The organism is Sporosarcina sp. P18a (genome assembly GCF_002743135.1).
GTDB lineage: Bacteria > Bacillota > Bacilli > Bacillales_A > Planococcaceae > Sporosarcina.
The window spans coordinates 108,222-128,475 of sequence record NZ_PDYQ01000007.1 but is presented as its reverse complement, the minus strand read 5'-3'; the positions used below and the strand labels follow the sequence as shown (position 1 = coordinate 128,475).

General features: G+C 40.7%; 22 protein-coding genes. 14 read left to right on the top strand and 8 right to left on the bottom strand.

Features of this window, described 5'->3' with window-relative positions; all coding sequences use genetic code 11:
- Positions 1-35 precede the first annotated feature (35 nt).
- On the bottom strand, positions 36-1,082 hold the full coding sequence (gene mutY / locus CSV75_RS14690; protein ID WP_099676432.1) for an A/G-specific adenine glycosylase: 1,047 nt from the start codon (positions 1,080-1,082) through the stop codon (positions 36-38).
- Between the two features lie 97 nt (positions 1,083-1,179).
- Between mutY and CSV75_RS14685 the strand changes: the two genes are divergently transcribed.
- Positions 1,180-2,163, top strand: a complete 984-nt coding sequence (locus CSV75_RS14685; RefSeq protein WP_099676431.1) for a metal-dependent hydrolase — start codon at positions 1,180-1,182, stop codon at positions 2,161-2,163.
- A gap of 39 nt (positions 2,164-2,202) precedes the next feature.
- Here the strand turns inward: CSV75_RS14685 and CSV75_RS14680 are convergent, their stop codons facing one another.
- Positions 2,203-2,535, bottom strand: a complete 333-nt coding sequence (locus tag CSV75_RS14680; RefSeq protein WP_099631783.1) for a YfhH family protein — start codon at positions 2,533-2,535, stop codon at positions 2,203-2,205.
- The gene (gene recX / locus CSV75_RS14675; RefSeq protein WP_099631782.1) at positions 2,525-3,337 is read right to left on the bottom strand and encodes a recombination regulator RecX; all 813 of its coding nucleotides are present in this window, start codon (positions 3,335-3,337) and stop codon (positions 2,525-2,527) included. Before recX ends, CSV75_RS14680 begins: the two co-directional genes overlap by 11 nt.
- Positions 3,338-3,430: 93 nt before the next feature.
- Between recX and CSV75_RS14670 the strand changes: the two genes are divergently transcribed.
- From CSV75_RS14670 to CSV75_RS14650, 5 genes are all read left to right on the top strand, one after another.
- A complete protein-coding gene (locus tag CSV75_RS14670; protein WP_099676430.1) occupies positions 3,431-4,330 on the top strand; it encodes a TIGR01777 family oxidoreductase in 900 nt (299 codons plus the stop codon).
- A 102-nt stretch (positions 4,331-4,432) separates the two neighbouring features.
- Positions 4,433-5,233, top strand: coding sequence for a polysaccharide deacetylase family protein (locus tag CSV75_RS14665; RefSeq protein WP_099676429.1), 801 nt, complete (start codon positions 4,433-4,435; stop codon positions 5,231-5,233).
- A gap of 352 nt (positions 5,234-5,585) precedes the next feature.
- On the top strand, positions 5,586-5,756 hold the full coding sequence (locus CSV75_RS16485; protein WP_099631779.1) for an SE1561 family protein: 171 nt from the start codon (positions 5,586-5,588) through the stop codon (positions 5,754-5,756).
- Between the two features lie 24 nt (positions 5,757-5,780).
- On the top strand, positions 5,781-7,313 hold the full coding sequence (locus tag CSV75_RS14655) for a fumarate hydratase (protein ID WP_099676428.1): 1,533 nt from the start codon (positions 5,781-5,783) through the stop codon (positions 7,311-7,313).
- A gap of 504 nt (positions 7,314-7,817) precedes the next feature.
- On the top strand, positions 7,818-9,722 hold the full coding sequence (locus CSV75_RS14650) for a heavy metal translocating P-type ATPase (protein WP_099676427.1): 1,905 nt from the start codon (positions 7,818-7,820) through the stop codon (positions 9,720-9,722).
- A gap of 40 nt (positions 9,723-9,762) precedes the next feature.
- On the opposite strand, the gene CSV75_RS14645 is transcribed toward CSV75_RS14650, so the two are convergent.
- Together CSV75_RS14645 and CSV75_RS14640 are read right to left on the bottom strand one after the other, a co-directional pair.
- On the bottom strand, positions 9,763-10,713 hold the full coding sequence (locus CSV75_RS14645; RefSeq protein ID WP_099676426.1) for a YihY/virulence factor BrkB family protein: 951 nt from the start codon (positions 10,711-10,713) through the stop codon (positions 9,763-9,765).
- 35 nt (positions 10,714-10,748) lie between these two features.
- Positions 10,749-11,189 carry a YtxH domain-containing protein gene (locus CSV75_RS14640; RefSeq protein WP_099676425.1) on the bottom strand — a complete coding sequence of 147 codons (441 nt, stop codon included), beginning with the start codon at positions 11,187-11,189 and terminating at the stop codon, positions 10,749-10,751.
- 223 nt (positions 11,190-11,412) lie between these two features.
- On the opposite strand from CSV75_RS14640, the gene CSV75_RS14635 reads away from it, so the two are divergent.
- Positions 11,413-12,768, top strand: coding sequence for an alanine/glycine:cation symporter family protein (locus CSV75_RS14635; RefSeq protein ID WP_099631774.1), 1,356 nt, complete (start codon positions 11,413-11,415; stop codon positions 12,766-12,768).
- 74 nt (positions 12,769-12,842) lie between these two features.
- The gene (locus CSV75_RS14630) at positions 12,843-13,064 is read left to right on the top strand and encodes a DUF1128 domain-containing protein (protein ID WP_099676424.1); all 222 of its coding nucleotides are present in this window, start codon (positions 12,843-12,845) and stop codon (positions 13,062-13,064) included.
- A 28-nt stretch (positions 13,065-13,092) separates the two neighbouring features.
- Here CSV75_RS14630 and motB read toward each other — a convergent pair whose 3' ends face one another.
- A complete protein-coding gene (gene motB, locus CSV75_RS14625) occupies positions 13,093-13,860 on the bottom strand; it encodes a flagellar motor protein MotB (RefSeq protein ID WP_099631772.1) in 768 nt (255 codons plus the stop codon).
- The gene (gene motA, locus CSV75_RS14620) at positions 13,844-14,653 is read right to left on the bottom strand and encodes a flagellar motor stator protein MotA (protein WP_099676423.1); all 810 of its coding nucleotides are present in this window, start codon (positions 14,651-14,653) and stop codon (positions 13,844-13,846) included. Before motA ends, motB begins: the two co-directional genes overlap by 17 nt.
- Positions 14,654-14,838: 185 nt before the next feature.
- Here motA and CSV75_RS14615 point away from each other — a divergent pair, with 185 nt between their 5' ends.
- The 3 genes from CSV75_RS14615 (at position 14,839) to CSV75_RS14610 (ending at position 17,004) form a co-directional block, all read left to right on the top strand.
- Complete coding sequence (locus tag CSV75_RS14615) at positions 14,839-16,071, top strand: aminopeptidase (protein ID WP_099676422.1); 1,233 nt, start codon at positions 14,839-14,841, stop codon at positions 16,069-16,071.
- A 107-nt stretch (positions 16,072-16,178) separates the two neighbouring features.
- Positions 16,179-16,319, top strand: coding sequence for a hypothetical protein (locus CSV75_RS16480; RefSeq protein WP_169535197.1), 141 nt, complete (start codon positions 16,179-16,181; stop codon positions 16,317-16,319).
- A gap of 106 nt (positions 16,320-16,425) precedes the next feature.
- Positions 16,426-17,004 carry a beta-class carbonic anhydrase gene (locus CSV75_RS14610; RefSeq protein WP_099676421.1) on the top strand — a complete coding sequence of 193 codons (579 nt, stop codon included), beginning with the start codon at positions 16,426-16,428 and terminating at the stop codon, positions 17,002-17,004.
- Positions 17,005-17,349: 345 nt separating this feature from the next.
- Here CSV75_RS14610 and CSV75_RS14605 read toward each other — a convergent pair whose 3' ends face one another.
- Positions 17,350-17,895: a GNAT family N-acetyltransferase gene (locus CSV75_RS14605; RefSeq protein WP_099631768.1), complete on the bottom strand. Its 546-nt coding sequence runs from the start codon at positions 17,893-17,895 to the stop codon at positions 17,350-17,352.
- Between the two features lie 231 nt (positions 17,896-18,126).
- Between CSV75_RS14605 and CSV75_RS14600 the strand changes: the two genes are divergently transcribed.
- The 3 genes from CSV75_RS14600 to map all read left to right on the top strand — a co-directional run bounded on the left by CSV75_RS14600 (position 18,127) and on the right by map (position 20,151).
- Positions 18,127-18,864, top strand: coding sequence for a hypothetical protein (locus CSV75_RS14600; RefSeq protein ID WP_099676420.1), 738 nt, complete (start codon positions 18,127-18,129; stop codon positions 18,862-18,864).
- Between the two features lie 101 nt (positions 18,865-18,965).
- Positions 18,966-19,307 (top strand): magnetosome magnetite crystal formation protein family, encoded by a 342-nt coding sequence (locus tag CSV75_RS14595; protein WP_099676419.1) that lies wholly within the window; start codon positions 18,966-18,968, stop codon positions 19,305-19,307.
- A gap of 94 nt (positions 19,308-19,401) precedes the next feature.
- A complete protein-coding gene (gene map, locus CSV75_RS14590; protein WP_099631765.1) occupies positions 19,402-20,151 on the top strand; it encodes a type I methionyl aminopeptidase in 750 nt (249 codons plus the stop codon).
- Positions 20,152-20,254 lie beyond the last annotated feature (103 nt).

Here is a 20,254-nt window from a genome sequence, read left to right as displayed (position 1 = left end):
AGTCAGGATTTTATTCACGGTAGGTTCTAAAGTTTTTACCATTCCAGCAAGTCGATAATTTTCAGGACAGGTTTTGACTTTGGCAATGCTTCCACTTCCTCTTTAGTGAAGAACTGCAAATCGCCTTCTGCTTGTGGAGCTTCCAATTGTGCATGATACACATGAATATTCCATGTGATATGGGAAAATACGTGGAGGACATGCGGTAACTCTCGAATATGTTTTAATTTCAATCCATTCTCTTTTTCAAATGTTTCCACTGCAGAAGTTTCTTGAAGTTCGATCATTGGAAATTCCCAAAGGCTAGCAAGCAGTCCGGTGCTTGGACGTTTTTGTAACAGCCATTTGCCCTCTTCATTTTGAAGCGCGAAAGCAGCCATCGTGACATGCTTCATTTTCTGTTTTTTTATCTTAATTGGCAATTGTCGTTGTTTTCCTTCTTCAAAGGCGATACAAAATTCTCTAACGGGGCATAATAAACAATGTGGATTTGGCGTACAAATTGTGGCACCCAGTTCCATAAGTGCCTGGTTGAAGGAAGATGGATTCTCTTCCGAAATTAATTGCATCACAGCTTGTTCAAATAACTTTTTATTACGCGGCAATGCGATATCTTCTTCAATTAATAAAATTCTCGACAATACCCGCATAACATTCCCGTCTACTGCATGTTCAGGTACTCCATAGGCAATACTTAAGATAGCACCTGCCGTATAGGGTCCCACACCTTTTAAAGTAGAAATTTCTTTTCGGTTATTAGGGACTTTACCACCATATGTTTCTACGACTTCCCTCACGCCCGACTGCAAATTACGTACTCTGGAGTAATACCCAAGTCCTTCCCACATTTTCAAGATATCTTCTTCAGGTGCATCTGAAAGATCTTGCATCGTAGGAAACTTTTCAATAAAACGCTCATAATACGGTATTACAGTATCTACTCGTGTCTGTTGTAACATAACTTCCGAAATCCAAATATAGTATGGATTGTCCGTCCTTCTCCAGGGTAAGTCCCGCTTTTCAGCTTCATACCAATTTAATAACGCATCTTGGAATGCCTTCTTTTGTTCAATAATTTGCATATGGACCTCGCTTCTTCGTGTAAATACTTTTAGTTATGATAATAAAGGGTATATAATTATAGATAGTATACAACTCTTCCAATAAAGGAGTGATGATTTGGATACAGGTACACATATTGCTATGGGTGTTGCGATCAGTGGATTGGCTCTTGCTGATTCAGTCGTAGCAACTGAACCTGCCACAATGGGCGCCGTTTTTGCGGGTATTATGATCGGTTCACTAATTCCCGATATCGATACGGTGTTGAAACTTCGAAACAACGCTGTCTATTTACGTAATCACCGCGGTATTACGCATTCGGTTCCAGCTGTAATGCTATGGCCGTTGCTGATTTCCATACTATTGACTATCTTTGTTCCTGGCGCCATTTTCTTTCACGTCTGGGCTTGGACATTTTTAGCGGTATTCACACATGTATTTGTGGATATCTTTAACTCATATGGTACACAAGCCCTTCGCCCATTTTCTCAAAAGTGGGTGGCCATAGGAGTCATTAATACATTTGATCCAATTATTTTCGGACTCCATGTAATTGCGATCCTGGCATGGGTGTTCGGCGCACCCCCAGTCTTCACGATGTCAATATTATATGTCGTCATCTTCTTCTATTACCTATTGCGCTTCGCAGTTAAGAGCGCGGTGAAGAACGCAGTGAAGAAGACGATTCCAAACGCAACGCATATATTTACTGCACCCACGATGAACTTCTTTCAGTGGCGAATAGCTGCCACGACTGACGTTGATCATTTTGTAGGACGAGCATACGGACGTTCCATTACAATCTACGAACGATTCGAGCGCGAAGTGATGCCGATGTCACCCGAAGTTGAAGTGGCATTGGAAGATCCGAACATGCAGGCTTTCACTTCATTCTCCCCACTATATCGTTGGTCGATTTCGGAAGAAGGCCATATTTACGAAGTTCGTTTAATTGATTTGCGTTATCGAAGTAAGGGTTACTACCCATTCGTCGCAGTCGCCCATGTGAATGAAGACTTGGAAGTAGTCAATTCCTATACAGGATGGATATTCTCTGAAGAAAAGTTGCGTAAAAAGCTTAATTTCGCTCCAAACAACTAAAGAACGTTCGTGCAGTATTGCACGAGCGCTCTTTTTTGTTTATTTTCCACTTTTTATATCTTTCAACATAGCAAGAGGCAACGCTTCTTCCGCTCTCTCGCCACCTAAGCGATAGCCCCAAGCGAACAATCCTTTGAGGTAATCTACTTGAAAGAAGACTCCATCGTCCCCTTCAATGCGGTACATCTCGCCCGGCTTGATGCTAGCTGGATCTACAAGATAAGATTGTACAAGAACTGCCTTTCTTTGGTGAACTGCATATTCGCTGATCATCCCCATCTGTTCTGCCTTACGTGCTTTTTCCATTAGATTGGCGATTTCGCTACGCAGTTCGTTTTCATTCATATCACTATAATGTTTTTCAGTACTCATCTTCTTCATTCCTTTTCTGTTCAATAAATTGATCGATTTGACTAAGTGGAATGCCCTTTTGATACATAGATTGTTTCACGCGCTGTCTAAGATCGGATCCTGAGTATTTGCTTTGGTACCGCCTCCACGCCTTCTCACCAAATGTAGACGTGATATCGGACCATTCATCTTCATCACGTTCGATCGTTACACTGCTGAGAACTTCCGAAATTTGCTGATAAGAAAAACCTTTTCTAGCTAATGTATTTTGTATTTTTTGCTTAACTTGTGCTGGTGGCTGTGAACTATTCGATCGCATCGTCTTTTCAGCCAACTTCATAGCATTAGCCATTTGATCTTCCATTGTATATTCCTCCAATGCTTGAGTTTGCAGTTCTTTGGGTATACCTTTTTTATAGAGGGATTGCTGAATAGCTCTCGGACCTTTTAACGTACTATTTTTTTCTGTACGTACAAGAGCTTCCGAAAATGCTTCATCATTCAAAAAGCCCAGTCGTTTTAATTTCACGATAGCTTCCAGAACAACCGCTTCCCCATAGTCTTTTTCAAGCAATTTCTTTTTAACTTCCATTTCACTCCGCATTCGGAATGATAAAAAATGCAATGCACGATTAAACGCCTTTTCAATTTGGTCGGAATAAACAATCTCTTCCGTTGACCAATCATCCAACTCCATGCCTTTCGTGAGTTCAAATTTCACAAGGACTGTTTCATGGACACTAAATGCATATTGATCATCAAGAAAAATATTATAACGTTCGCTATCTCGTTTTTGTTGTGATATTTTGGTAATAAGCGGCACGTTTCCATCACCTACTTTATCTTAGTATACCGCTTCTAGTGGTGGTGGTCAGCAATAGTGTACTAATTTTCATTAGAATGGAGGGAAACCTTTATGAAAGTGGTTATTGCAGGTGGTACTGGATTCATTGGCAGCATTCTGACTGAGAAATTGAAGGATAACGGGCATGAAGTAGTCATTTTAACGCGTAAACCCTCATCGAAGCAGAATGGAATTCAATATGTACAATGGTTAACCGATCATACTTCACCTGAAAATGAAGTCGGGCAGGTTGATGCTTTCGTCAATTTAGCAGGCGTGTCCATAGATGATAGTCGCTGGTCCAAAGAACGAAAAAAGCAAATCTACGATAGCAGAATAACAGCTACACAAGAAGTTTTGCGGATTATAAGAAGACTTCCAAAGAAACCTCGCGTCCTAGTGAACGCAAGTGCAATCGGCATTTATCCTACATCACTTACTGCTGAATATACCGAAGATTCCTCTGCAGTCGGCGATGATTTTTTAGCCAAAACCGTATCCGATTGGGAAAATCTTGCAGGACAGGCAAATGAAATGGGTGTACGAACTGTATGTACCCGCTTCGGCATAGTGCTCGGTAAAGAAGGCGGAGCACTTCCACTCATTAAACTGCCTTATCAATTATTCGCAGGTGGTAAAATAGGTTCAGGCAATCAATGGTTCTCGTGGGTACACGTTGAAGACGTAGCCAGTGCAATCCTCTTCTCAATTGAGAATGATGACGTAGAAGGTCCTGTTAACGTAGTCGCACCGAGTCCAATGCATATGAATGCTTTTGGTAAAACAATCGGAAAAGTATTGCACCGTCCACATTGGTTTCCGGTTCCAAGTTTTGCAATGAAAGTGGCCTTGGGAGAAAAGAGTATCGTCGTTTTGCAAGGTCAGCATGTACTACCAAAAAAGTTATTGGCTAATGGTTTTACATTTACTTATCCTTCATTACGACCGGCGCTTGAAGACTTATTAAAATGATTTCAAATGTTTGTTAAAACGTTCTCACGTTTTGACAAACATTTTTTTCATTACATACAAAAAGCGTATTGGCACATGCTTAATAAAAAGGAGTGACGCTTAATGACTCATCATTTGTCAGGAATTTTACTGGCATCTTGTTTGCTAATTGTTGGCGTGGTGATGAATCCCTTTACTGTTCAAGCTGATGCTTTCCATTGGGGTTTCAAGAAAGCTTCTGAAGGTGTTCCCCCTTCTGCCGGAGCAGAACTAGATAAGTTGCTTGATGATTATGGCGCAATTTACAAAGGGAAAGGAGATAAAAAAGTCGTCTATCTAACATTCGATAACGGATATGAGAACGGCTACACTGAAAGCATTTTAGACACGCTGAAAAAAGAGAAAGCGCCCGCCACATTTTTCTTGACTGGACATTATGTGAAAAGTGCCAGTGATTTAGTGAAACGTATGGTGAAAGATGGCCATGGTATCGGAAATCATTCATACGATCACCCGAACATGGCGAATATAACCGAACAACAAATGGAAGACGAGTGGAAGAGACTAGATGAAATTGTAAATGCTACTACTGGTCTAAAGAGGACAATCTATACGAGACCACCGGAGGGGACATTTAATGCGAAGGTACTGCAAAAAGGAAATGATCTAGGATATAGACATATTTTCTGGTCTGTTGCATTCATTGACTGGCATCGAGATCAACGAAAAGGAAAAGCGTATGCTTATAATGAATTGATGAACCAATTACACCCAGGCGCTGTCATTCTAATGCATACCGTAGCAGCTGATAATGCAGAGGCACTCCCCGATTTCATCCGTGATGCCAAGAAGCAAGGCTATGAATTCCATTCACTGGATCAGTTAGTGGAGGAATATGAGAAAGGAAACACCATTACACAATAAATAAGAGACCTTATCTGTATGTTCACAACCAACAGATAAGGTCTCTAATTATTTTCTACATCTTCAGTTTGCATGTTCACACTCGTAGTTATCCAACGTGATTACCAATGTTGGATTGTTACGGATCCCCTCCTTCGTTGTTATGTGTCTAGGATTCGATTCGTCTCTATAACTACGACCTCCTTTTCTTTTTATTAAACTTACTATACCAACTATTCAGTTAATTGTAAAGTGTTTTAATGAAAAATATTATTATTTTCTTTTTTTTATAGTTTACGACTCGTATAACAAAATCAGATTGAAAAATATGGTGTTTTCGTATACGATATCAATGATAGAAAGAGGTGTGCGTATGGACAAATCACAAAATAATGAACAAGTCGTCGAACTGAAAAATCGATTCAATCAATTCATTGAAACATTAGAAGCAATTGAACCTGAACACACGGACCTGCAGGACATAGATCGCCTGATCATGTTACTCGATGAATTAGAAGAACAGATGGATAATTCGAAAAAATAACGTATACTAACGGGGGATTTTGAGATGTACATAGAGACAATTGAAAAGAGTATATATGAATTAGTTTGCGAAACGTCTACAAACTTGCCAAAAGATGTCCGACGCGCAATTCTTTCCGCGAAGGAAAAAGAGAATAAAGGAACAAGCGCTGCAATGAGTTTGGATACGATTGCAAATAATATCAATATGGCAGATGATAAACTATCTCCAATCTGTCAGGATACTGGCCTTCCTACATTTAAGATTAAAACACCAATCGGGGTAAACCAATTGGAAATTAAAGCTGCAATTGTACGCGCTTTGGAGCTAGCTACGGAAAAAGGAAAGTTGCGTCCGAATGCTGTAGATTCATTGACTGGCGATAATAGTGGCAATAACTTAGGTATCGGGCTGCCCGTTGTAAAGTTTGAACAATGGGAAGAAGATTATATAGAAGTAAAGTTAATATTAAAGGGTGGCGGATGTGAAAACAAAAACATCCAATACAGCCTCCCTACTGAATTAGAAGGTCTTGGCCGTGCAGGACGCGACTTGGACGGTATTCGTAAATGTATCCTTCACTCGGTTTACCAGGCACAAGGACAAGGTTGTTCAGCCGGGTTTATCGGTGTTGGAATCGGTGGCGATCGTTCATCTGGATATGATCTGGCGAAAGAACAACTATTCCGCGATGTAACAGACGTTAATCCAATTCCTGAACTTGCACAATTGGAAGACTACGTCTTAGAAAAAGCCAATCTCCTTGGAATTGGGACAATGGGCTTCGGCGGAGAAGCAACATTACTAGGATGTAAAATCGGTGTCATGCACCGCCTTCCTGCGAGCTTCTATGTATCTGTAGCATATAACTGCTGGGCATATCGTCGTATGGCAGTGAATATTAATGCAGAAACTGGCGAAATCATGGACTGGCACTATAATGAAGGCGAGAAAATTGCATTCGAACAACCAGCTGAAGAAGCAAAATCCACTGCACGTATTGTACACTTGCAAGCACCTATTTCAGAAGAAGACGTACGTGATCTTCATGTTGGCGACGTTGTAAAAATTTCAGGCCGGATGTACACAGGCCGCGATGCGATCCATAAGCACTTAATGGACAACGACGCGCCAGTTGATTTGAATGGACAAGTCATCTATCACTGTGGACCCGTTGTTTTAAAGAACGATGAAGGCAAGTATGAGATCAAAGCAGCCGGCCCAACAACTTCTATGCGTGAAGAACCGTACCAAGGCGATATCATGAAGAAGTTCGGTATCCGCGCAGTGATCGGCAAAGGCGGCATGGGACCTAAAACACTTGCAGCTCTTAAAGAGCACGGCGGTGTATACTTGAACGGTATCGGCGGTGCGGCACAGTATTATGCTGACTGTATTAAAGAGGTAGAAGGCGTCGATTTGCTGGAGTTCGGTATTCCTGAAGCGTTATGGCATTTACGCGTAGAGGACTTCACTGCAGTCGTAACGATGGACTCACATGGTAACAGCCTGCATGCTGATATCGACAAGTCATCACTCGAAAAGCTCTCTCAGTTTAAGGAAAAAGTATTCAACTAATAAGCAAGCAGCGAATGAGAATTCTCATTCGCTGCTTTTTTGAATGAATCGATTGGCCTGAATAGTTGTTTGGGAAGAGGATGCAACGTTACGCTGCGTTCCAGGCGGACACGTTCAGGAGGGCCCGCGTTCACTTTTGACACGTTCTTAAGTTGGTGAGTGTACTTCAAGATCTATTATCGCGCCTGATTTCAAACGCAAATTTAATTGTCGCTTGAACTTAACTTAGTTAGAAGTCTACACTAATTGTTTTGCTTCAATTCCTTCGTACACTCCCGGTCTACTTCCCTTCATTTATCAACTCCATCCAATATTTTTGCTTGAATTAGCCAAATAAGTAACACTTCTTATTCAGAAATGATATACTGTAGATAATAACTATTACAACTTCATATTTATTCTATTTAGATGCCCAAAAAGTCGATTCTACTACTGTAGAATCGACTTTACTGCTTTAATATGAGCTGTGAAATTGAAATTCATTATCAATTAGGAGGAGAATACATGACAACACTTGCAAAAGAACAACCTGAACAGACGATTGACTGGTCTGCACGTCTAGAATTAATCGCAGCTATATTATCTGGGATTATCATTCTTACCGCATGGGCTTTGGGGAAAAATGGCGTAGAATCCTTTTCTGTCACGCTGTATATCATAGCGTTTCTGATTGGTGGTTACGCCAAAGCCAAGGAAGGTATTGAAGAAACAATAAAAAATAAGGAACTGAACGTTGAGATGCTGATGATTTTTGCAGCCATTGGATCAGGAATTATCGGATACTGGGCTGAAGGTGCAATTCTGATTTTTATCTTTGCAATTAGCGGGGCACTAGAGACTTATACACTCAATAAAAGCCATAATGAAATATCTTCTTTGATGGAATTGCAGCCTGAGGAAGCATGGTTGATCCTTGAAGACGGCAGTGAGAAAAAAGTATCTACTGACTCTTTATCGATTGGCTCTGTTTTGCTCGTTAAACCAGGTGAACGCATTCCGGTCGATGGCAAAGTATTAAGCGGAATCACTTCGATTGATATGTCAGCTATCAATGGGGAATCTATTCCGGTGACAAAGCAAGAAAACGATGAGTTATTTGCAGGAACCGTGAATATCAGCGGTGCAATTCGCATGACCATGACGAAACCTAGTTCCGAGACGTTATTTCAAAAAATTATCACGATGGTACAAAATGCGCAAAGCGAAAAGTCTCCTTCCCAACAATTTATCGAACGTTTTGAAGGGTCTTATGTAAAGATTGTGCTGGCGGCTGTTGTGATTATGATGTTCTTACCCCACTTCTTGTTTAACTGGGACTGGACTACAACGTTCTACCGTGCAATTGTTTTGCTAGTCGTCGCTTCTCCTTGTGCTTTGATGGCTTCCATTATGCCTGCTACGCTAGCGGCTGTTTCCAATGGCGCCAGAAAAGGTGTGTTATTTAAAGGCGGCGTTCATTTAGAACACTTAAGTACATTGCAAGCATTCGCTTTTGATAAAACAGGTACCTTGACGAATGGAAAACCGATCGTGATGGATTTCATCGTTCGAGAAGGTGCAGATATGAAAGAGACGCTTGCTTTATTTGCAGGCGCGGAGTCACTATCCAATCACCCGTTGGCAAAAGCCATTATCAATTACGCGACAGAGCATGGTGTAGAACCTGAACGCAACCTCCATATTGAAGACATTCCCGGATTTGGTATTAAAGCCGAGACCGATCATGGCGATATTCTAATCGGTAATCCAAAATTTGTTGGAGTAGAGTTAGTGGAAGAGTTCCAAGACAATGTGGCGGTATCGCTTGCGAATGAAGGTAAAACTGTCATTTTCATGAGAGACGAACAAGGAATTGTAGCGTTAGCTGCTTTACAAGATACATTACGAAAAGAAGCCATTTCTGCGATTAAATCTCTGCAATCTCTAGGACTTCGTACAGTTATGTTAACCGGTGACAATGAAAAGACCGCCCATGCAATTGCAGATGAAGTAGGTGTCGATACGTACGTAGCAGAATGTCTACCCGAAGAGAAAGTCGTTCAGCTTAAGTATTTATTGAAAGAATACGGTACAGTCGGTATGGTAGGAGACGGCATCAATGACGCTCCTGCACTGGCTACCGCTACTTCGGGCATTGCGATGGGTGAAGGAACAGATGTAGCATTGGAGACAGCCGATGTTGTTCTCATGCAAAACGACTTGAATCGCCTATCATATGCCATAAAGCTTTCGAGAAAAATGCAACGAATCGTTAAACAGAATGTTTTCTTCTCAATAGCTGTCATTTCAATCCTCATCATCGCTAACTTCATGCAAGTAGTGGATCTGCCTCTTGGTGTCATTGGACACGAAGGAAGTACGATCTTGGTTATATTAAATGGATTACGGATGCTTAATAAAATAGAGTAAAATAAAAAGTGAAGAAAGGAAGTCCCTTTCTTCACTTTTTTTATCTGGTTTGTGGTTTATATTCTTGACGGTTTTTCACGACTGAATTGATTGTACCTCCCAGCAATAAAATGATAGCTGATAAGTATAACCACATGATTAATACGATAATCCCGGCGATACTACCATACGTATTAGTGTAGCTTCCAAAATTACTAATATAGAACGAGAAGCCTAGTGATGTAATGATCCATCCTATTGTCGCAAAAATAGCTCCAGGAAGTATCCCTTTAAAATGCAACTTTACACTTGGTACTAGCCAATATAGTAATGAGAATACCGCAAAAATCAGCAATGGTGGAATGAGGAATCGTACCAAATTCCATACGGTCAAGAACGTCTCTTCCAACCCTAAGAATGTGAAGATCAAATGCCCGATTGGTTGACCGAATATCGGTAACACTAACGCGACGATTACAGTCATAACTAACATAATCGTAAACACAATCGACAATCCTCTTGAAACGAAAAAGTTTCTATCGTCTTCAACTTCATATGCTTCATTTAATCCTTTTGTTACTGCACCCATGCCTTTAGACGCGGACCAGATTGTAGCCAAAATTCCGATTGATAGTAATCCTCCACTCTTATTATCCAGTACTTCAGAAAGTGTTCCTTCAATTAGTGAAGCTGTCCCTTCTGGCGCATACTCTCGAATAAATAAGAAGATTTGGCTTTGGTCTAACTGTAAGTAAGGCAGTAGTGTAAAAAGAAAGATTAATAGAGGGAATAAAGACAATAGGAAAAAGAAAGCTAACTGCGAACCAGCCGCTGAAATATCCAATTCTTTCATTCGAATAATCAATTGTTTAAAAAATCCGCTCGTAGTTGTCGGATCAAAATCCTCTTCTTCCCCGTCTTTGATATCTTTGATGAATTCTTTCACTTTTGCAGTTTGGGACTCATCACCGTTTTCAGCATCTGAAGAAGGGGCACTTTTTTGTCTATCCAACTGATGTGTCCCCCTTTCATTTACTGATTCTATTGTTATTTTTTCTCGAGTGGAATCACGTTTTTTTTTTGGATCATCGGAGGCAATGAAGCATCCCCTTCTGTTGAAACAGAAGATGCAGCTGTAGAATTATCCACGATGATTTGCTCGTACTCTGATTTAGATTCTGTAATTGCTTCCTTTGTATCCGCAAACATTTCTTTCACTTGCGGAGTCAGCGTCTTGATTTCATCGACCTGTGACTTGATGTAATTTACATCACCTTTCACTTGATCAACAAGAGTTTGCATTTTTTCTTTTTTCTGTTGGAACTCATTTTTTACAATATCCGGATTTTCTTTGTAATATAATACTTTTTCATATGATGTTCTGGCTGTCGTCAATGTATGCTGCCGTGTTGCACGGTCCAGCATGCTCACTGCAGCTCCAAGTAATGCCCCACCTAATACATATCTTCCAAATTTACTAGAACCCATACATTTTTCGCCTCCTTCTTCACGTTTACGTCTCACTTCATTATACCCATATTGCAACTTGCCAAACAATCTTTGTTACACTTTATTCAAAAAAAGCTTGACGAAACGTTCTATTTTTTAGATTATTAACAATAACATGTAAATAACAGAATCTACTGAAAGGGGTTGGTTCTCGCAATCTTGGGAACGGATACTAACATCATAGAGAAATTGGGGGGATGAAATGGAAAAGATCGAGAATTTCTTGACTACTGCGTCCGATTTAATATGGGGACCGCCACTGCTCATTTTATTAATTGGTACCGGAATTTATTTAACACTACGTTTAACATTTATTCAATTAAGATTACTGCCTTATTCACTGAAGCAAGTTTTTTCAAGGAAGCATGATAAAAAAGCAGATGGTGACATTTCACAGTTCCAGGCTCTAATGACTGCGATGGCCGCCACAGTCGGTGTCGGTAATATCGTCGGCGTTGCATCTGCTGTTGTAGCAGGTGGACCAGGGGCGATTTTCTGGATGTGGCTTGCAGGGTTCTTCGGTATGGCAACAAAGTACAGTGAGGCAATCTTGGCTGTTAAGTACCGCGTCAAAGATTCCAATGGCTTGATGGCTGGTGGACCGATGTACTATCTGGAACATGGTCTAAAGCAAAAATGGCTCGGCGTACTATTTGCGATATTCGGTGCATTGGCCGCGTTCGGAATTGGGAACGGAACACAATCTAAAGCAGTAGCAGACGTAATGAAAAGCACTTTTGATGTGCCACACTATATTACAGGAATTGCATTGGTACTATTCGGTGCACTTGTTATTCTTGGTGGTATCAAATCAATCGGTCGTGTGACGGCATTTTTCGTACCGATCATGGCACTATTCTATTTCTTTGCTGGTGCGATTGTTATGGTATTGAACATTGAACAAGTTCCAGCAGCATTCGGTCTGATTTTCACAGACGCATTCACAGGCCAAGCAATTGCCGGTGGTGCAATCGGTACCGTAATCCGATTCGGTGTCGCGCGAGGACTTTTCTCTAATGAAGCAGGTCTCGGTTCAGCGCCAATCGCAGCTGCTGCTGCACGTACAGATATGCCTGGACGTCAGGCTCTTGTTTCAATGACACAAGTATTATTCGATACGTTAGTCATTTGTTCAATTACAGGTGTCACAATTGTTATGAGTAATAAATGGCAAGATAAATCAATTGATGCTGGTTCTTTGACGGCAGAAGCGTTTGGCTCATTCCTTGGTGGTATCGGGCCGATCTTAGTATCAATAGGACTTGTGTTCTTTGCTACATCTACCATTTTAGGTTGGAGTTATTATGGAGAGAAGTGCTTCCAATATCTCATCCCTAATCGCGCTGCAGTCCTTGCTTATCGAATAATATTCGTAGCATTCATATTTGTAGGGGCGACTGCATCACTTGACCTTGTATGGATTTTAGCAGATGTATTAAATGGCTTAATGGCGATTCCAAACTTAATTGGATTGCTCGGTTTGTCTGGTGTTGTCATTATGGAGACACGACGTTTCAAGAAGAAAATTGACGAAGAACGTGAAGCAGCCCGTAAGTAACACTTCTCAGTGCGGTTGACAGCTTACCGCTTTCATGAAATGATTGTTTTCATTAGAGGAAAGGCGGTAAGAATATGGATTTGTCTTCAAAATCACCTGAGAATGTCTCATACATGATCGAACAGATTAAAGAAAAACTACGCATGGTAAATGTGGATGCAATGAAGCCCGAAAACTTCAGTACAGAGCAGTATGATGATTTGTACTATATGTACAAGACGGTCATGAAACGCGACAACATCACGCCGAATGAAATGCAAGCAATTGCGGCCGAACTCGGTTCTTTGCGCAAGTAAAAAAGCGACTCCACTTGGAGTCGCTTTTTTATTGCGGTGTAACGGGTGTGCCATCTTTTAAGACCAGTGGCTGAATGAGTACTTCCACTCTTCGGTTTTTACTGCGATTTTCTATCGTATTGTTCGGAACAATTGGCTTATACTCTCCGTATCCTTTCGCACTGAAAAGATTCGGGTCGACTTCATTGTCTGCCACAATGATTTTAAGAAACTCTACAGCACGCATAACGCTTAACTCCCAGTTGGATGAATACTCTGCATTGTTGATCGGAATGTTGTCTGTATGACCTGTGATGACCACCTGGCGAGGCCTATCCAGTGTTAGCAACCGAGAGATATCATTCGCCAGTCTTTTATACTCTGGAGTAATTTTTGCTTCTCCTGATTTAAACAGCACACTGTCACGAATTGTGAGCAATAAGCCTTCACTTGTCATTTCAGTCTCAAACTGGGTCTCTAATTCATTCACAGCAATATACTCGTCCAAATCATCTTGCGTTTCTCCTAAGGATTGCTGATCTTCCATATAAGAGGAGTTTTCATCAAGCTCCCCTACTGAGTCGTGTGGAACAGGGGTAGTGGTTGGCGCGCTCTCACTCATGATTCCGCTACCACTTTCAAATATTTCGCTGAAAACTTTAGAGACTTCTGCAAATCGTCCCTCATCTACTGAACTCGTAGCAAATAATACGATGAATAATGCTAGTAATAATGTCAAAAGATCGGCGTAAGGTAATAGCCAGGACTCATTAATATGTTCAATTTCGTGCTTCTTTTTCTTACGCTTCTTCGCCAACTTTACCAGCTCCTTCGCTACCATCAATAGCTAGCTTCTTCCGGTCTTCTACAGAAAGATAAGATGCCAATTTTTGTTCGATGACACGCGGTGCTTCCCCTTCCAATACGGAAAGAATTCCTTCAATCACCATTGTCCTCTGACGGACTTCTTCTTTTGATTTTCGTACAAGTTTATTGGAGAACGGATGCCATAAGACGTATCCCGTAAAAATCCCAAGCAATGTCGCAATAAATGCAGCAGAAATCGCGTGGCCTAACGCATCGATATTATTCATGTCTTTTAGTGCGGCAATCAGTCCTACAACAGCACCGAGAACCCCTAATGTAGGAGCATATGTACCGGCTTGCGAGAAGATCAGTGCACCTACTGCATGTCGCTCCTGCATCGCCTCCACCTCTTCACTTAATACATCACGAATATAATCGGCATTCTGACCGTCAATCGCCAAACCCAAACCATTTTTCAAAAACGGATCATCAATTTCATCTGTTTTTGCTTCCAAGGCAAGTAACCCTTCTCGACGAGCAATATCAGCCCAAGAAGAAAATAGACGAATTAATTCTGCATCCGATGCAAGCTTTTGCTGAGTAAAAATAATTTTAAATAATTTAGGTACCTTTTTTAATTCATTCATCGGGAATGCGATGACAACAGCGGCAATCGTTCCTGCTATGATGATTAGAATAGCGGCCGGGTTAAGTAATGCATCGGGCGTTACCCCTTTAAGCGTCATCCCGACGAGGAGAGCTGCAAATCCTAATACTAAACCTACAATTGTGGATAAATCCATGTATAAAGCCTCCAAATACTACATTCTTCTTATTATTTCGGTTGATTTCTGACGTTGTTTAGGGAAAACTGTCGACTATTCTTAGGGAGTTAAGAGTATTTCATCCTATCCCGATTGCTTTATCGTTGCGAACTGTGAACTTCACTTGTTAGAATTGTCACATTACGTAATAAGGAGATGTCATGATGAATCAATTTCAAAATCAACTTTCCAATTATGCCGACTTAGCTGTAAAGGTGGGTGTAAATATTCAACAAGACCAATATCTATTCATCAGCGCTTCTACTGAAAATACTTCATTTGTTCGATTGATTGTTGAAAAAGCTTATGATGCAGGAGCACGACAAGTCTTCGTAGATTGGATCGATGATGTCGTCACACGTCTACGTTATGAAAAAGCACCAGCGGATTCGTTTCCCGAGTTCCCTACGTGGAAACAGATGGAGCGTGAACAGCTAGCTGAAAAAGGCGCTGCTTTCATGTCAATCGTATCGCAAGACCCTGACTTATTAAACGGTATCGAATCCAGTAGAATTCGCGATAATCAGAAAGCCTCCAGCACTGCGCTTAGCAAGTTCCGCCAAGCTATGCAGGCAGATAAATTCAGTTGGACAGTAATTGCTGCACCTTCGACAGCATGGGCAGCTAAAATTTTCCCTGAACTACCTACGGAAGAACAAGTACCCGCTCTATGGGATTCTATTTTACGTGCTGTAAGGGCTGATCAGCCAGATCCAGTGCAGGCATGGAAAAAGCACAATGAAAACTTGCATGAAAAAGTAGATTATTTGAATGGTAAACATTACCGCAAACTTCATTATACAGCTCCAGGCACCGACTTAACAATAGAATTACCGGAAAAGCACTTATGGTGCGGGGCTGGTAGTGTCAATCAGGCTGGGCATGAATTCATGGCCAATATGCCAACTGAGGAAATCTTTACGGCACCGTTGAAAACTGGAGTGAATGGTTCTGTTACTAGCACTAAACCACTTAGCTATGCAGGAACAATTATCGAGGACTTCACGCTTCAATTTAAAGATGGCAAAATCACAAACGTTACAGCTACTCAAGGCGAGGAAATTCTGAAACAACTTGTCGATACTGATGAAGGCTCACAATTCCTTGGCGAAGTAGCACTAGTTCCGCATGACTCACCTATTTCTAATTCGAATGTGTTATTCTATAATACATTATTTGATGAAAACGCTTCGAATCATTTGGCCATTGGAAGTGCTTACGCATTTTGCCTAGACGGTGGGAAAGAAATGGATTCCGAACAGCTACAAGCTAATGGATTGAATCAAAGCTTGACACACGTCGACTTCATGATTGGATCCGAAAAGATGGATATTGATGGAATACTAGAAGATGGAACAGTAGAACCTGTTTTCCGTAAAGGCAATTGGGCATTCTAAAATCCGTCACTTTTCATTCGAAGTTTACAGTAGCTCTTAATATTTTCTTGAAAATCATGTATAATAGATAAGAGAACATAATACATTTCAGAAAGAGGGGCTTTCAAATGGCTTTAATGTATACAACAGTTATCGGTTACATGGTTGTTCTTGGACTTGCATCCTTGTTTACGATGCACTTCTTATCTGGATCAATGGATTCAAACGACTCCATTACTATTGATCCGAAACCAGAAGGTAGAAACTAATTTTTCAATTCCAGTTTGAATGGAAATGGATTTCATGATTAGAGTTGCCTAAAATGGCGACTCTTTTCTTTTACATACTATAAACAGTACGGAGGAGATTATAGCAATGACATCATTATCCGAAATTATGATTTATAACAAAAGCTTCGTTGAGGAAAAAAAGTATGAGGAATTTTCCACTACGAAATTTCCTAATAAACGGATTGTCATCCTTACGTGTATGGATACCAGATTAATCGAGCTTCTCCCTAAAGCAATGAACTTGAAAAATGGCGACGCTAAAATCATTAAAAGTGCTGGTGCGATTATTACATCACCTTTCGGCGGCCTGATGCGAAGTGTGTTAGTTGCCGTTTATGAATTACAAGCAGATGAAATCTATGTCATCGGTCATCATGATTGTGGCATGAGCTCTATCAACACGGATCACATTATAGGAAATATGATTGACCGCGGTGTGGATCCAAACATGTTCAAAACATTGAAATATTCCGGAATCGAGATGGAAAAATGGTTGCACGGTTTCAGCGATGTGACAGAGAGCGTGAAAAAGAGTGTGGACGCCATCCGTAACCACCCTCTCATCCCAACCGACGTAAATGTGCATGGTCTTGTAATCGACCCTGCAAACGGCAAGCTGGACGTTATTGAAGATGGTTACAAAGCACAAGAATTGTCTCAGTAAAATAGCTTTAAGAAAAACCGGCCTCTTCTACGTGAAGGGCCGGTTTGTTTACTGATGGAGGGATGGGCTTTAGGAGCTTTAGAGCGGTTCCGGGTCGACTGTGAGCGCTCGGGGTGAGGGTATGAGCGGTTTCCAGGTGACATAGAGCGGTTGACTGATTTGATAGAGCAGGTATCCCGTTTGATAGAGCGGATAGTCATGAACTATGAGCGCTTACACCAAACGTTGAGCGAAACACGTCCACACCGCCACCAAACCTCAAAAATCAAGAAAAACCAGCATCTTCTATTCGAAGAGCCGGTTTTTCCATATAATCATCCACTTTTCCAACAGGGTCTTACCCTTTCAATAATCCCCTTCCACAATGGCATACATATAATGATCTTCCCACACACCATTAATGAACAGCAATTGACGCAATAATCCTTCACGCTGGAATTGTGCTTTTTCCAATACTTTCACTGAACCTACATTACGAGGAGATACATATGCTTCCACCCTATGCAGATTCACTTTTTCAAACGCAAATTGATTAATGAGTGAGACTGCTTCAGTACCAATACCTCTTCCAGTTTGCCGTTGATCAATGGAATACCCCACAAAACCACTGGAAAACGGTAACCGTTTAATACTATACAATGAAATTTGGCCAATAATCATACTTGTTTCCGAATCAAAAATTCCGAAGTTGTACTCTCGTCGGTCACGCATTTGATAAAGAGATTCCCGAATTTTATCTCGCTGCATTGCTACTGTGTAGTACGTATTATCATGTCTTGGTTCAAATTCTGTCCAGTATTCCTTATTGGCAATAAGTAGCTGGGTGAATTGGTACGCGTCATCTTCCGTGAGTATTCGTAGGTAGCATTGCTCCCCTTCGAGTAAAATCATTTGTCCTCATCCTTTTCGAAGCATTCTGTTCTTATCTTCTACTTTATCCAATCGGTGCGAATGAAATGAAGAATCAGTTCTAGTTATCTGAATTCATTAGTTCTTATTATAGATTTTTTACATGTACAAGACAATAGAATGCCACATTTTCTCATTTGTAAAGGAAAATTCATACTTTCCCACTCCATCGATCCGTATTCTCTGTATACTGTTGTTCAGGAGGATTTTATCATGCTAAGAATTATTTTGATGGTACTTTCGCTACTCATCATGATTGGAACTCATATCGCTGCAAATTTAATCCCACTTAACGGACTGACTACTTGGGAAATTGCTAATCGGGTACCGGTTCTATTCATGCCTGCAGAGTACGTTTTTTCAATTTGGATAGTGCTAGATTTGTTACTTGTCTGTTGGCTATACATGTTTTCCAAAACAGTAGCTAGACTTTCATCATCTGTCGCCAATTTACGTGCAATCTCGTTCTCGGTCAGCTGTTTTTTAAATATCGCATGGCTATTATTATGGCATTATAGTTATTATTATTGGGCCATCGTCAGCGTAATTGCTTTATTAATTTGTTTACTCATGTTGTATTTCAGTTATGCAAAAATAGAGGGAACGGATCGCGAACGACTTCCGATCTCGGCTTACATGGCATGGATCTTCATCGCTGTCATCGCGAATTCTAACTATGCTTTCAAATTCCACGATTGGACAGGATGGGGTTTGAGTGATCCACTATGGACAGTATTGTTCTTGACTCTAACTACAGCGATTGCCCTACATTTTATGTATCACTACCATGACTCTATGTTTAATTTAATTATCATTTGGTCTTTCATCGGTATTGCAATAAAAAATGGAACCGATGAACTATTTGTTTCAACAGCCGCTTTATTTCTTTCCGCGGTAATTGGTTTTATACTATTTATGGGTCAGCGTTTTTCAAAGCCCAAACAATTATAACACGGTGCCAATTAGGCAGCCGTGTTTTTTTCGTGATTATACCGTAAACTAGGGTATAGGTTAGAGTGTGGACTATCATGCTAAAGAGTGGAGGTTACGCTATGTCAAATTCAAAGTTATTGTCATCACTTAGTTATTTTAGTGTCTTTTTCGCCCCCCTTCTACTGCCAATCATCATTTATTTCGTTGCGGATGAATTCGAAGTTCGCCGTCATGCAAAAAAGGCACTCGTTTCACATATCATCCCTATGGTATTACTAATTGCTGGCTTCATTATTATGTCCTTTTCGATCTTTTCCTTTAATCCTGATAGTATGATAAATGCAAACAGCAATATGATGTTCTGGGGATTCATTCCTGTTTTATTCATCACTTTATATAGTTTATTGTTTGTAATCGTCTTGATTTGGAATGTCTATCAAGGTGTAAAAGTCCTGAAATAAGGAATGGAATGAACAAGCTAATCATTAAAAAAACAATAATAAAGTATGATATAGTAGAATTGAATAAATTGTACGGAAGAAGGGACTTGTGAACATGATTGTAAAAAATGATGAAGAATTAGAGGGGTTACGGGCAATAGGTAAAATTGTTGCAGAAATCCGTGAAACGTTGAAAGAAGCTACGGTACCTGGCATCACGACGAAAGAACTTGATGATATGGCAGGTCGTCTGTTCGCTGAAAAAGGTGCGGTTTCTGCTCCTATCGACCAGTATGACTTCCCTGGCTATACATGTATCAGCGTCAACCATCAAGTAGCGCATGGCATTCCAGGAAGCTACGAGATCCAAGACGGTGATCTTGTGAATATAGATGTTTCCGGATCAGCTGGCGGCTATTTTGCAGATACGGGTATTTCATTCGTGGCAGGTACACCTGACGAGCAAAAACAAAAGTTATGCGATGTAGCAAAATCAGCTTTGGACCGCGCGTTATTGAAAGTAAAAGCAGGTTCTAGTTTGAATCAAATCGGTAAAGCTGTGGAGCGCGAGGCGAAAGATCATGGCTTACATGTGATTAAAAATTTAACCGGTCACGGAATTGGTACGTCTCTTCACGAAGAGCCTCAGCATGTTCTGAATTATTATGATCCTTGGGATAAAACATTATTGAAGGATGGTATGGTTCTGGCAGTGGAGCCATTCGTTTCGCAGGCGGCTGAGCATGTGATTGAATTGGATGACGGTTGGACATTTGTTACGCCTGATAAGTCATTAGTTGCCCAAATTGAGCATACGATTGTCGTGACGAAAGATCAGCCTATAATTTTGACTCAACTTGATTGATAGTGGAAATGAGTGTGTGCGGACGGTTCCGTGCACACTCATTTTTATGTTACAAAGTTTTGGTTAATAGATATAGTAGTAAAAAGAAAAGACTGAAGAAAAG